This is a genomic window from Candidatus Kuenenia sp., assembly GCF_039794105.1.
GTDB lineage: Bacteria > Planctomycetota > Brocadiia > Brocadiales > Brocadiaceae > Kuenenia.
The window spans coordinates 235,732-249,430 of sequence record NZ_JBDIWA010000002.1 but is presented as its reverse complement, the minus strand read 5'-3'; the positions used below and the strand labels follow the sequence as shown (position 1 = coordinate 249,430).

15 protein-coding genes are annotated in these 13,699 nt (G+C 38.0%); 6 read left to right on the top strand and 9 right to left on the bottom strand.

The window, feature by feature from the left end:
• Positions 1 to 11: 11 nt before the first annotated feature.
• From ABJL82_RS02690 to ABJL82_RS02665, 6 genes are all read left to right on the top strand, one after another.
• Positions 12 to 1,304, top strand: coding sequence for a tetratricopeptide repeat protein (locus ABJL82_RS02690; protein ID WP_347273155.1), 1,293 nt, complete (start codon positions 12 to 14; stop codon positions 1,302 to 1,304).
• A gap of 15 nt (positions 1,305 to 1,319) precedes the next feature.
• Positions 1,320 to 1,556 (top strand): hypothetical protein, encoded by a 237-nt coding sequence (locus tag ABJL82_RS02685; RefSeq protein WP_347273154.1) that lies wholly within the window; start codon positions 1,320 to 1,322, stop codon positions 1,554 to 1,556.
• Positions 1,557 to 1,563: 7 nt separating this feature from the next.
• The gene (locus ABJL82_RS02680) at positions 1,564 to 1,980 is read left to right on the top strand and encodes a phage minor head protein (protein ID WP_347273153.1); all 417 of its coding nucleotides are present in this window, start codon (positions 1,564 to 1,566) and stop codon (positions 1,978 to 1,980) included.
• A 4-nt stretch (positions 1,981 to 1,984) separates the two neighbouring features.
• Positions 1,985 to 2,317, top strand: a complete 333-nt coding sequence (gene cutA, locus ABJL82_RS02675; RefSeq protein WP_347273152.1) for a divalent-cation tolerance protein CutA — start codon at positions 1,985 to 1,987, stop codon at positions 2,315 to 2,317.
• Positions 2,318 to 2,524: 207 nt separating this feature from the next.
• Positions 2,525 to 3,547 carry a hypothetical protein gene (locus tag ABJL82_RS02670; protein ID WP_347273151.1) on the top strand — a complete coding sequence of 341 codons (1,023 nt, stop codon included), beginning with the start codon at positions 2,525 to 2,527 and terminating at the stop codon, positions 3,545 to 3,547.
• A 160-nt stretch (positions 3,548 to 3,707) separates the two neighbouring features.
• Positions 3,708 to 4,880, top strand: coding sequence for a tetratricopeptide repeat protein (locus ABJL82_RS02665; protein ID WP_347273150.1), 1,173 nt, complete (start codon positions 3,708 to 3,710; stop codon positions 4,878 to 4,880).
• Positions 4,881 to 4,925: 45 nt separating this feature from the next.
• Here ABJL82_RS02665 and ABJL82_RS02660 read toward each other — a convergent pair whose 3' ends face one another.
• The 9 genes from ABJL82_RS02660 to ABJL82_RS02620 all read right to left on the bottom strand — a co-directional run bounded on the left by ABJL82_RS02660 (position 4,926) and on the right by ABJL82_RS02620 (position 13,597).
• Positions 4,926 to 5,600 (bottom strand): sugar transferase, encoded by a 675-nt coding sequence (locus ABJL82_RS02660; protein ID WP_347273148.1) that lies wholly within the window; start codon positions 5,598 to 5,600, stop codon positions 4,926 to 4,928.
• 431 nt (positions 5,601 to 6,031) lie between these two features.
• Positions 6,032 to 7,651, bottom strand: a complete 1,620-nt coding sequence (locus ABJL82_RS02655; RefSeq protein ID WP_347273147.1) for a tetratricopeptide repeat protein — start codon at positions 7,649 to 7,651, stop codon at positions 6,032 to 6,034.
• 2 nt (positions 7,652 to 7,653) lie between these two features.
• Positions 7,654 to 9,057: an undecaprenyl-phosphate glucose phosphotransferase gene (locus ABJL82_RS02650; RefSeq protein ID WP_347273146.1), complete on the bottom strand. Its 1,404-nt coding sequence runs from the start codon at positions 9,055 to 9,057 to the stop codon at positions 7,654 to 7,656.
• Positions 9,058 to 9,509: 452 nt separating this feature from the next.
• Positions 9,510 to 9,938 carry a 4Fe-4S dicluster domain-containing protein gene (locus ABJL82_RS02645; protein ID WP_347273145.1) on the bottom strand — a complete coding sequence of 143 codons (429 nt, stop codon included), beginning with the start codon at positions 9,936 to 9,938 and terminating at the stop codon, positions 9,510 to 9,512.
• A 229-nt stretch (positions 9,939 to 10,167) separates the two neighbouring features.
• A complete protein-coding gene (locus ABJL82_RS02640) occupies positions 10,168 to 10,581 on the bottom strand; it encodes a biopolymer transporter ExbD (protein ID WP_347273144.1) in 414 nt (137 codons plus the stop codon).
• A gap of 140 nt (positions 10,582 to 10,721) precedes the next feature.
• Positions 10,722 to 10,931 (bottom strand): type II toxin-antitoxin system HicA family toxin, encoded by a 210-nt coding sequence (locus ABJL82_RS02635; RefSeq protein WP_347273143.1) that lies wholly within the window; start codon positions 10,929 to 10,931, stop codon positions 10,722 to 10,724.
• On the bottom strand, positions 10,931 to 11,125 hold the full coding sequence (locus ABJL82_RS02630; RefSeq protein ID WP_347273142.1) for a type II toxin-antitoxin system HicB family antitoxin: 195 nt from the start codon (positions 11,123 to 11,125) through the stop codon (positions 10,931 to 10,933). The genes ABJL82_RS02635 and ABJL82_RS02630 overlap by 1 nt, the downstream gene beginning before the upstream one ends.
• A 381-nt stretch (positions 11,126 to 11,506) precedes the next feature.
• The gene (locus tag ABJL82_RS02625) at positions 11,507 to 12,082 is read right to left on the bottom strand and encodes a MotA/TolQ/ExbB proton channel family protein (RefSeq protein ID WP_347273141.1); all 576 of its coding nucleotides are present in this window, start codon (positions 12,080 to 12,082) and stop codon (positions 11,507 to 11,509) included.
• A gap of 66 nt (positions 12,083 to 12,148) precedes the next feature.
• The gene (locus ABJL82_RS02620) at positions 12,149 to 13,597 is read right to left on the bottom strand and encodes a hypothetical protein (RefSeq protein ID WP_347273140.1); all 1,449 of its coding nucleotides are present in this window, start codon (positions 13,595 to 13,597) and stop codon (positions 12,149 to 12,151) included.
• Positions 13,598 to 13,699: the final 102 nt, after the last annotated feature.

Below are 13,699 nucleotides of genomic sequence, written 5' to 3'. Positions count from 1 at the left end.
GGAATTTGCAATTGAAGAAAACATTGATTTTCATGTGCCTTGCAGTGTTCTGTGCTGGCTGTTCCTTTAGCCACACAGGGGAGACGGGGAGTCAAAGTAAAGCAAGAAAATACCAACTGGCAATGGATTATAACAATCTCGGGACGAAATATTTCGACAAGGACATGATTCATGAGGCCATCATCCAATTTAAAAGGGCTATTGCTTTGAATCCTGACCTTGCAGAGTCGCACAACAACCTTGGCGTGTCCTATTGCAATATACAAGAATACGATAGCGCAATAGAAGAATTCAAACTTGCCATTAAGCTGAATCCTGATTACTCAAAGGCGCACGATAATCTGGGCTTTGCATACACAAAGAAGGGTTTGTTTGAAGAGGCAATTGCCGAACATCAGAGGGCATTAAAAATAAATCCGCAGGATATGGTGGCAAAAAAGAATTTAGAAATTGCCAAAAGGGAGGCAAGCCTTGAAGTAACGAAAAAAAAATTCCAAATCGAAACTAAAGCTATTTCTCCCGGATACATTATTGGTTATAACCAGTATACGAGTGGTTTATTTGACGACGCCCTCTCTTCATTTAAAAATATCATTGCAGGGTATCCTAATGATTTGATGTCCTATTACTACCTCAGTTGTACCTATACCATGAAGGGGATGGTAAATGATGCCATAAATTTATACAAAAACCTCCTGGCAAAAGATCCATCCAATATTATCGCCCGATTAAATCTTGCGGATATTTACCTGGAAAACGGACTTTATGACGAGGCGATTTTCGAATATGAGAATATTATACGAATCACCCCGAATAACATCCACGCACTGTGCAAACTTGGAGAGGCATACGCAGAAAAAGGACAGCCGGAAAAAGCAATCCTTATATACAACAAGGCTATTGCCTCAAACCCTGATTTCCCCAAGGCTTACAAAGAACTAGGCAGTGTTTATATGCAAACAGGCCTTTATGATGATGCAATATCGGCGTGGAGCAAATTTATCGCACTGAGTCCTGGTTCATCTAAAATACATTTCAATCTTGGCTTGGCATATGCCAACAAAGATATGTTTTCAGAAGCGATAGCAGCGTTTAAAAAAGCGTTGAGTATTGATCCGGAAAATATACAAACCCTTTATCATTTAGCAGATGCCTATGATAAAAGCGGTTTGATTGATGACGCTTTCCATGAATACAATATTGCCGCCAAATTGATCTCGAAAACGAGAAATAAGAAGAATAATGCATCTGCGGATAAACAAAATAATTCTGAAGAAATAGTCGTTACATTCGGAGAAAAATGAACTTTGAGAGGAAAAATGACCATAAAGCCAAGATTAAAAGTACTCATTATAACTGTTATGGCGCTGATTATTACACTAATTTCGCTTTATTCATTCGTAAGCGTTTCGCGCTCAATAGATCAAATTCGTGGCGCCGATTTATTCTGGAACTGTTTTGCCATATGGATAAAGAGTGTCATACTAACACAAGGGGTGCTTGTTGTCGGAGGACTTTTTTTATTCATGCTGAGAAAACCAAAAGGTACCGGATAAACCAGAAATGCTGCGATTTATTATTATCTTTGCCATAATCTATCTGGTGTACCTTTCGCTAAAAAAGAGTCTGCAGGGGGGGAAACAAAGGGGGGGGAGTACTAGAAGCCGTACTGAACAAAAAAGAGATGTTTTCAATACAAATCGTGTTAAAGAAATTTCTTATTTGTTTTATTCTGCAACAAAGGACGATTCAACATGTGATATTTGCAAAGAACTTGACGGGAAACATTTTTTACCCAATCACGAAATACATCATTCAATAAAACCCCCGCATCACCGTTGCAAAAACCCGAACGGCTGCCGTTGCTCGCTTGTCTACGTTACGGAAGATGAAGCGCAGAGTGAAAAAATAGAATTGATCCTTAAGAAATATGGCGGTACATGCAATAAAAGCACCATAGAAAAAGAACTGAGAGTGTAAAAAATTGTCTGATAACATACCGGAAACAATAATTGTATTTGTAACGGCAGGTTCAATAAATGAGGCCAGAGAAATAGGTAAAACACTAGTGGATGAAAGGTTAGTTGCCTGCTGCAATATAATGAATCCTATTGAATCCATATTTCAATGGCAAGGAAAGGTTACTTTTGAGAACGAGGCGCTCATGATCTGTAAAACAAAGGAAGAACTCTTTGAAAGAGTTGCAGACCGTATCCGCCAATTGCATAGTTACGAGGTGCCTGAAATTATCGCCGCACCTATAGTTCGCGGCTCAAATGATTATCTGAACTGGGTCAGAAAAGAAACCCTTCAATAAGACCGCAATAGGCGTTACTTTGAAAGTTTTTAACAATTTAGTTTTTTGAAAAATTCCAATAATCGTCGTGTAGGGCGAAGCATTTGCCGTAAATTGTCATAAATGCGTTCATACCCAAACGGGCAAATGCTTCGCCCATACTTTTTCAAAAAACTAAAGTGTTACGAAAGTTAAGATTATTTTTTTACTGTTTTAAGGAGCATTACGTTGGCTAAGGCTTTGGCATTATTATCCGGTGGTTTAGATAGCACTTTGGCGATACACGTTATTCAGGAGCAAGGTATTGAGGTTATAGCGCTGAACTTTGTCACAGTTTTTTGCCGCTGTACTTCACATGGCAGTTGCAAATTGGAAGCAGTAAAAGTTTCAGAAAAATTTGGAATACCGATTAAGGTAATTAATACCACAGATCGATTTTTGGAAATAGTGAAAAAACCAAAACATGGATATGGGAAACACATGAATCCGTGTATCGATTGCAGGATTAATATTTTCCGTGCGGCGGGAGACTACATGCGCGAAATTGGCGCAGATTTTATTATTACCGGGGAGGTACTGGGACAAAGACCTATGTCCCAGCGAAAGGAAGCTATGAGGATTATTGATAAAGAGGCAAACCTTACCGGACTGGTATTGAGACCATTGTGCGCAAAGCATATGGAACCGACTATCCCTGAAAAACTCGGGCTTGTGGACCGAGAAAAGCTGCTTCAAATCAGAGGACGTTCCAGGAAAGAGCAAATACAACTGGCAGATGTTTTTGAGATCAAAGATTATCCTTGTTCTGCCGGAGGATGTTTGCTTACTGACCCGGAATTCGCGCACCGCATGAGAGATTTGATAGAGACATCCGATGCCGATGTAAATGATGTTAATCTTCTGAAGGTGGGAAGGCATTTTAAAATAGATAATACAACAAAAGCCATTGTAGGAAGGAACGAAGCGGAAAATGAAAGAATAGCCGCCCTTTTTAAATCCGGCGATTATCTGTTAAATTTGATTGATGTGCCAGGTCCGATCACGTTGGTTCGCGGTGAAATTACGGAAGAAAAAATTCACACTTCAGCGCGTATCGCAGCGAGATACGGGAAATCACAATTTCTTCCACAGACAAAAGTGGCTGTGAGAAAATCGAACAATGGAACACCTGCGAAAATAATGGAAATTGTTCCTATGACGCGTGAAGAAGCTGATGTTCTCATGATAAACAAAAAAAATGATTTTAACTGAATAATAAAAGGCCAACCGTATCAGTCTACAGTCGGTAATCGGCAAATTGCAAATTGCCGATTGAGGATTGACTTATTATCCCCCTGATAAACAAACAGGGACTAATTGCTAATATTCGATTTGCAGTTTTTACAAAATAAAAACAAAGCGCTTTCCAACCATGAAATTCATCTCTTTTAATATTTCCAAATACCTTGATAAATTTAAAAAAACTGCATCAATCGCAGAAAAACCATCCTTTATCAGGACAAATAAACAGATTTCTTTGATTATCGGAAGTATCTTTGCAATTTGTGTTGTTTCCCTTTGTTGCTATTGGTTTCTTAAAGAAAAACCTTATTATGAAAAACTGCTCTTAGAAAAGGATGAACAAATAAAGACGTTAAAATTTTTACGCATGAAACAGCAAAAGATCGATGAAAATGCGTTCGAAGCAAAAATTGCCGAGTATGAGGAAAAATTAAAAAATGAATACATTCCCAGGTCTTTTTATAAGGAAAAGATAAAGGAATATGATGAAAAACTTGCTTCTTATGAAGGTGATTATTTTTCAAAAAAAGAACACGAAAAACAGATGAAGGAATTAGAACAAAAATTCAGAGAAGAGCATTTATTGGAAATAACTGCTATTAAAAAAGAAAGTGAAAAGAAAACGACAAGGCTTGAGCAGAAAATATCCTTACTGAAGGACAAAAATTTTGAACTTACGAATATTTTTGATAAATCAGTTGGTTTTATTGAAAAAGAAAAAGAGGCACTGGAAAATGCCCTCTCTGCAGAAAGGAAAAAGGCCTTCATATCTTCATTGATTCTACCTGAAACTCAAAATAAAACATTAGACGCCAATACCCTCAAAAAACTTGTTGCAATAAAAGAAAAATTAGAAAATATTGAGAAACTGAATATCAGCTTAAACTCAAACACTTACTTTGAATTGGGGCTTGTTTCTTATTATAACGGTCAATATGAAAAAGCAATAGAACAGTGGGAAAACGCGGTATCTCTCAACAAAAACAATTTAAGATCGTATTTATGTCTAGGAATAGCATACAACCAGGAAAATATGTCGGAAAATGCTATTATAATTTTAAAACGCGCAATAACAATCAACCCAAAACATGCAACCTTGCATCTAGCGCTGGCACGTATTTATGAAGAAAAAGAGCTGTTAGATAGTGCTATCTATGAATATTCAAAAGTATTGGAAATACAGCCAAACACCGTTGAAATATTAAACAATTTAGGCAACTTATACGAAAAAAAAGGTATGAAAGAAGAAGCAAAAAAGGCATTTGAACGATATAGAAAATTAAAAAATGATACTACTGGTTAAATTGCCTCCCCCCCAAGACTTAAAAATTAAATGACTTTGCATTGTTTAGCATGCGCCTTTTTTGCTCAATACTGCAAACAAGGTCAAAAAGATAATTTTAATATCCAGAAATATTGATCTGTTACGTACATACGCTATATCATATTTTATCCAATCGCCGAATTTCCCGGTAGGTCTGCCATAAATCTGCCACAAACCTGTCAGTCCGGGTTTTACCGTAAGCCTTATATTTTTCCAGAGGTCGTAGCCTGCCATTTCTTCTTTCGCCAAAGGCCTTGGCCCCACCAGGCTCATTTCACCTTTTAAAATATTAATAAACTGTGGCAATTCATCAAAGCTCCATTTTCTAAGAAATAATCCGATTCTTGTAATCCTTGGGTCTTTTTTTATTTTAAATACCGGCCCTTCCATTTCATTAAGAAGATTTTTTTTCAAAATCTCGGCATCATCAACCATGGTTCTGAATTTTAACATAAAAAATTCTTTACCATTTTTTCCGCAGCGTTTTTGTTTAAAAAAAACAGCGCCTTTACTATCCACTTTGATTAAAACTGCAACAAAGAAAAATATTGGAGAAAAAAGCATTATAAAAAACAGACTACAGGCAATATCAACCCCCCTTTTTACCACATTTTCTATAGTATGTTTCATAGTAGAATAATCTTTTGAATCTATATTTGGGCCAAATACGTCCTGTGTAATAATCTTTTCTGATAACATATAAATCCCCCATCTTCTTCTATAACATTAAAAACGATACAATTTCAATGCACATGGTGAAAATTTAGAAAATGTACTCTCTGCTTTTGAATATATCAAAATAGCAGACATAGTTTTCACAATTCTTATTATTCATCGCTAATTTTTAAACAATTATCGATGATAATTAGCAAATGCGCAATGCTTGTGCCAAACATTCATGGAAACTGCCTTTATTATTGCTCATCCAGCGATAATTTAAGGCATGGTCAATAGCGTGAATAAACAATAAACACGTATTTCTTTAATCAATGACAGTATGACTTATTTATGTGTTATGCCTGTTTCACTATTCGTCATTGTATAAAAAATATTTATTTATGAATATGATGTTTGTCACATTTATAAAGATTTTTATGGTGCGGTAAAAGGGGGAGGGCATCCTGTTTTTTTTATTTTTTCAGATTTTTTATGTTTTCCCTGACTTCATCGGCATCTGGCGCTTCGGGATTAAGCTTTAAGTAGGTTACATAATCCTTTAACGCTTTTTCTTTACATGCTAAATCACGGTGAGTATTTGCACGGTGAAGATAGGCAAGGGGATTGTAAGGAAAGAGTTCTATGGAGGTATTAAAATCAGAAATGGCTTCAGAAGGCATTCCTAATATTTTTTTTACAAGTGCGCGTTCATAATAAACACCTGCAAGCGTTGGTTTCAATGCTATCATTTTGTTAAAATCTTCAAGAGACTCCCTGAAACGCCCGCTTCCTCGATACGCCTTTGCCCTTATGTAATATGCAAAGGCATTTTCAGGAACAGATTCAATAAAGGTAGTTATGTCCTGTATCGCCTCTTCGTAACGCATCGCATCGGCATGAAGGATGCTTCTTTTCATGTAAATATCTACGTTGCCGGAATCAAGTTCCAATGCCTTATTAAAATCTTTTAACGCTTTTTCCGGTTCATTTGATTCGGCGTATGCCAGTCCCCTCGCTGCGTAAGCAGGGGCATATGCCGGGTCAAAAGTTATCACCATGCTTAAATCGTGTATTGTTGATTCTATTTGTCCAATTAAATAGAATGCGATGCCTCTGTTATAATACGCCAATTTTGAGCCGGGGTCTAATGATATTGCCTTGTTATAATCCATTATGGCAGTATCAATATTTTCCATTTTGGCATAATAAGACCCCCGGTTATAATACGTCGGCGCATAATCCGGATTCAAATCAACCGCCCTGTTATAGTCTGCTATTGCCTGCTCATTATTGCCAAGTTTTTCGTGGAGTACACCTCTATCACAAAAAGCAACTGCATCGGTATCACGCAATGCCATAGCTTTATTCACGTCATGCAATGCATCTTTAAATTTGCCTTTTTGTTTTTGAATAAGGGAACGATTTAAATAAACACTGGCAAGCACCTCATCCACGGTAAGGTTTTTCAAATAATATCCATTCTTAATACTTTTTTCTGAGATAGCCTTTCCGGGAACGTTTATGTAATAACTATCAGGCATGGAAAGTCCGTTATAACCTGTTTCTATGTTTATTTTATAACTTCCGTTATCATATCGCACAAACATATGTTCCGGCACACTTACCCCATAAACCGGCAATTGGAGATTCTCTGCTATGCAAAGATACAGGAGGGATAATCCAACACAGTTGCCCATTTTATTGTCCAATACCTTATTTAGAAATATATGTTCAATATCTCCCGCTTGTACATATTGGAACCCGAACGTATCAAAAAGAATGGTATTTATCGTACTGATGATATACTCCGGCGCTTTGTTTTTTCCCACAGAGGTTTTTATGATTTCGCATATTTCCTCTAATTGTTTAAGGTAATGTGTTTTGTCTATTCCCTGGCAGGACTCAGTGGCAATGTCAAGAATAGTGCCTGCAATGCCTTTTTTCTCCGGTTCAATTTCCCATACATGGTCAGGAATATGGTCTTCCGCGGATACGTGAAAAGCAACATTGCCCTTATCCGTAAAAGAGAAACCTCCATAAATTACGCAAAGAAAAAAGCAACGTAGCAGGACTTTTTTAAAGCTGTGTTCCATAATCAATAGGCATGTTTGTTGATAAAACCGCGCCATAAGGTAAGCCAGATAATCTTCAAATCAAATTTCATCGACCAATGTTCGATGTAGTATAGATCGTATTTTATCCGTTTTTCAAGGGAAGTATTACCGCGGAAACCGCAAACTTGCGCCCATCCGGTAATTCCAGCCTTCATTTTGTGTCGTAACATATATTTTGGTGTGGTATTTCTGAAATTCTTTATAAAAACAGGCCTTTCAGGACGCGGCCCGACAATGCTCATATCCCCCCTCAACACATTAAAAAATTGCGGCAATTCGTCTAAACTTACCATTCTTAAGAGTCTCCCGATTTTAGTACACCTGGAGTCGTTTTTCTTTGTCCAGACCGGGCCGGTTTGTTCTTCCGCATTTATGTACATCGTCCTGAATTTAAGCAGGTTAAAAAGTCTTCCATCCAACCCCATCCTTTCCTGTTTATAGAAGACAGGCCCCTCCGAGGTGAGTTTAATTCCTATTGCTATTGTTAACATAATTGGGGCTGCTACGATCAGCACAATTGTGGCAAAAACAACATCCAATGTCCTCTTCAAAATAACACTCCACCCGTAAAGTGGTGTATCGCGCAGGCTTATAAGAGGCATGCCCTCAAATTCACTAACATTTCCGCGTAATGTCACAAAATCAAAAAGATCTGGCAATACCATGATAGTAACCATTTCATCGCCAATATGCTCTAATACCTCTTTTAATTGGTAATGTGAATGAAAGGGCAATGTGATAAAAACAATATCAATATTATGCCGGGCAATTAAATCACGAATGTCAGAAAATTTACCTATAACTTCTATTCCGGCTATTTTTTTGCCGATACCGTTTGCATCGTCTGACACAAATCCAGCTACCTGTATGCCCAGTTCCAAATGTTTTCTTAATTTGCTTGTAAGTTCTTGTCCCAGTTTTTCCGTACCAACAACCAATGCGTATCTTTGGTTAAAGCCTTTATGCCGTATAAACCGCAAAAATTTCCTGAATATTACCCTTGTAAAGCACAGGAAAACGATGCTAATAATCCAAAAAAAGAGGAATATTACCCTGGAAAACTCATCCTGACGGAAAAGAAACGTCAGGGAAATGAGCATTAATGTTGCAAAAGTAGACGCCTTCACAATATCTATAATCTCTGATAATTTAGTAGAAACCCGGCGGGGACGATATAAACCAAATGTCTTAAATACAATTCCCCAAAGGGGAATCATAAAAATTAATAAAATGATGTAGTTTTTGAGAGGAGGGATACCCTTATATACGGGGATAATTTCAGCATAACAGCGTAAATAATAAGCGGTTATCCATGAAACGGACAGGGCGCACCAATCGGCAAGCAACAACAATGATTCAAAAAATTTGCTGTGTTTTTTAAGCATAGGGAAGCGCTACATTAAATTACCCTGTTTGTTATTAAAAAAAAGCACCAAAGCGCCTGGTCAAAACAACAAATTTCAAACAAATAATAACGATAAGACTACTACAAAACCATGTCGTTAAATGCAGAAAAGCGATTTGTTTTTAGCACATTTCTTATTAAACAAACTATGTATAACATACGGAAATGGAAAACACACGCGGTGATGAGGAAGCGAAGTTATGAAAATGCTCTTTGTTATATAACAAAAGGCATTTTGTTTTAACAATACAAAGATTCTTACCAGTTACAGGTCACATAAACGGCGATGCCGGAAATAGAGGCAGCAGGACTTTTTATAATAAAAGCTGTTACGCCACTCTATAGCATGGGTAAGAAAGGGCTAAAAACAATGGATACCGTTTATCCCCTGTAAAAAGAATGCAGAACTATCGCGTTGTATATAAATTCAGGCTATTTTGTGTAAACAAGAGCCCCTGTTTTACAAGCCTCAACACAAGCCATCGTATCGAATCCCTTGCAATCATCACAATTAAAAGCGTAGTTAAGTTCTGTATTTTTAGTAATGGCGCCAAACGGACAAGCGCTTACACACTCCCAACACCCGACACATTTTGCAGTATCAATTACAACATTTCCATCCTCATATTTCGTAATTGCCCCATATTCACAGGACGCCAGGCACTTTGGTTTTGCGCAATTCTGGCATACCGTCATATAGGGATGATCTTTCCTGATAGACACTTGCAAACGATACTGTGATTTCGGGTTTTCAGTAAAAGCGTCATAAAGGTTTCGGGACGATGAATGCCTCACCGCACACTCTATCATGCATTGTTTACACGTTACGCATTTGCTTTTTACAAATTTCTTTTTATGCATCGTTTCATACTCCTGAGTTTGACAAGTTCATTAAATAGTTTCTATGCGATTTATCTTCACAAATAAGTCAACGTGAGAAGAAATTTTCGAAACCACTGATTGTACAGATAAAAATATCGATACTTTGTGAAATCAGCAGCTTCAATCTTTTTTAACCGGCTGATAGTTTCCTCTCACCAGTACACGCGTATTTTATAATAGAATGAAACAAGCCGCAAACAAAATTCCACTATGATTGTTTTTCAGGGTCAACAACAGTAGGAGCGACTATCTTTTTCAGACCAGCCCCTTTGGCGGCATCCATTACGTCAACGACAAGTCCATAGGGAACATTTTTGTCCGCCCGCAAAACAAGGGTCTTTTCCGTTTGTTGAGAAAAAGCCTTCTTCAATACCTGTATAAGTTTTTTTCTTTCAACAGGTTCATTCTGGAAAAATAATCTTCCGTCACGGGAAATAGTTAATACTTGTTCATCTACTTTGCTGGTTGGTGTGTGTTTTGTCGTGGGAAGTTCCAGTTGAATATTCGGCTGATCTATAAAGGTTGAGGTAACCAGAAAGAATAAAAGGATAATGAACAACATATCCACCAATGGAGTAAGATTAATAAATGATTTTGAAGGAGTTTTTTCTCTGAATCTCATTGTTTAATTACCAAATTTCTACGGCTTCGGATTTGCAACCCGAAGCCCACATTTATTCCCATTCGGAGGGAATAAGATTGAAAAGTTGCAAGCCTAACCTGGGTTTTTATTTAATATGCAATTAAAAAATCTTTTGTTATTTAGACTAACTCTTTGAATTCTTCGTCAGACAAACCAGCATCTTTTATTATTGATTTCAATGTATATGGGTTAATCCTTTTATGGCGTGGTATCGTTATTTTGCGTTTACCATCTGACATACCAATATGTTTTCCCTGCGTAATAATTCTAAAACCGGCTTTAGAAAATGCATTTACTGCACGATCGGAAGAAATATCAGTAAATAGCATCAGGCATTTACCTCTACCTCATAAATAGCGCCTTTGTTTTCCTCGGCAAGCATTGTTAAATATGTATGAATCGCATCTTTAATGTTTTCCAGAGCATCTTCTAAAGTATCTCCCTGGCTGTGGCAGCCAGGGAAGATTGGACAATGCACATCATATCCATATTCACTTTTATGCACCACTACCGGGTATTTCATTTGTCAGCCCTCTTTCCAAAACAAAATTAGTTTTTGATTATTTCTACGTCTACTTCTTCGTACTCTGGAATAACCACTGTTCGTTTTGCCCCGGGATAATTCAAAATATGGGTAACACTTTAGTCTTTTGAAAAAGCGAAATGCTCTTTCCCAAGTTCTGCAGACAGGGAAAAATATTCAATATTCAATATTCAATATTCAATTCTCAAATTGTTGCTCATTTGCCTCTATTCTTTTACATTGAATATTGAATTTCGATAATTAATGGCAACTTCATAAAATCTATCCTTTTCCTAAAACTTGTTTTCGATGTCTTGTCTTCCTTTAATTCTTTTCTGAAAAGCCCCTTTATTATAACTCCAAACAAAAAATATCTTTTCTCTATACTTCCGGCGGATAAAGCTTGTTAAGAATGGTGAGGGAATATTCTTCTATTTCACGGACATAGCCATCCACCTTCCTGTCAAAATAATTATATGCAACCAAAGAAGGAATTGCAATACACAGGCCAAACACCGTTGTACGTATGGCAACCGCGAGGCCTCCGGCAAACGCTTTCGCATGTCCAAGACCCAGTTCAGAGATAATGGCGAAAATATCTTCCAGCCCTAATACGGTACCCAGCAACCCCAGCAAGGGAGCGATTGCGGAGATAACCTCCAAAAGCCAAAGACGCTTTTCAAGCACCCTTGTTTCCTGCCTTCCCATGGCCTGGATATCAATAAACTTTTCTTCCCGCGTGAGGTGGTTGTTCGAAAGAATACGCCGCAAAAGATTAGAAAAAGGGCCTTCTATTACCTCGCATTTTGAGATTGCAAACGGTATGTCCTTCGGGCTTTTTATTGCTTCTATTGTCTGTATTATTTCAGGTTTGAGCACCTTGCTCTTTCTTAAATTAATTGACCGCTCCATAATAATTGCGAGTGAAAACACCGAACATACCAATAATGGTATCATTATCGGTCCTGCTCCCAATAGCCATTCCAAATTACAATTCCTCCTGTTACGTATTTTTCTGAATAATTAGAAAAAATAAAAATTAAACCTTACATCAATAGATGTTTCCTTAATGTGCGCGGGAAAGGGGTCCAGCGGAGAAGCGCTCTTAATCGAAGAAACAATACGCGAGGCAAGTTGAAAATTGCCCGCATCCTCCACAATTTTTACCCCTTCGATAGCACCATTTGGCAACACTTTAAATTCGATAATAATCGGCTTGTCTTTGTTCGTTTCCAGTTTAATCTCTGCCCGTGTGCCATATCCCAGAAACCAATACAATGATATTCTCTGCCGTATATGTTTAAAATATGCCGCATACTTGTGTTGTTTAACGTTAAAAGACGGCGCCCCTGGAATTTCCGCATTCGACAGCGTATCTTCAAACAACACCGGATCATTGCCAGAGCCTTCATCCTTGGCGTCAACATTAAAGGAGGCCTTGGGCTGCTCCTTTTTTGTTACAACCTTCTGGCTTTCCGCGGCGGTTTCTCTTATATTTTGCTGTGTAATGCCGTATGTTCCTGAGGGCGGCGGAATTACATGGTCTTTTCTCTCTTGTCCCGTTTCTTTTGTTAATTCATTTTTCCTTATGCCTTGCAGCTCTTGCGGCTCTGGTAACAACTCACCTTTTTCCACTTTTGATGCATTTTTAATATTCCTTGTTTCTTCCAGAACATGTATCCCCTCCTGGCGGGAAATTTCCTCGGGGAATCTTTCCTGTCTCACGCCGGCTTCTGCCGCTAACGTTTGTTTCTGCAGTTCTTTTCCATCGGTATCCGTCAGGGTAGTGGTTTTATCGGTTTCATTTGCCTTTCCCGCGGATGGCACTCTTTTGTATTCTTTTACGTCAACCCTTTCCTGCTGCATACCTATGGAGTCAATTTGTTCTTTCTGGAGAGCAGGATTTCTTTCTGCCTGCCGAGATTCCTTGGCAGCATTGTTTTCTACAACTCTCTCTTCCTTACTGCCAGACTTTTCAACCGTTTTCTGCGCCTGGTTTTGCCGCTGGTCTTCAATGGAAATGCCCTGTTCGCCTTTTCCCAGCAAAGGAACCTTTGATTGTCCACCTGCGTATGGTTCGTTGTTAAACACACTTGTGTCATCCGGGTTTTTGCCTTTTGCGAATGCCCCTTTTTCACCAATCCTGTCCGTTTCTGCGGAGGGTTCCTCCTCTTCTTTGTTTTTAGAAGTATCGGTAAATGTCTTATACTTCTTTTCCTTTTCTAATAGGCTTTTTTCCTTCAATACTTCAGCCGCCGTGAGTTCTTTTTTATCGTCCTTACTTTCCAGGTCAAATGTAATTGTGAACTCATCCGGTTCGCGCACAAAACTATCTCTGAGCGACCTGATGCTTAATAACTGATTTCCATGTGGAGAAAAGAAAAAAAAAAGGCCATGGATTGCTACAGAAACAATAATAAGGAGGGCAAACAGGTATCTTTTATAAAAATCGGAAAGGTGTTTAATGAACATATTATACCGTCACGGGTTAACCGATAACAGTTTTAACGCAGATATCTGGCGGAGATATAATCATAAATAATCGTTTTTTTATTCGTGTTGAAGTTTAACGCA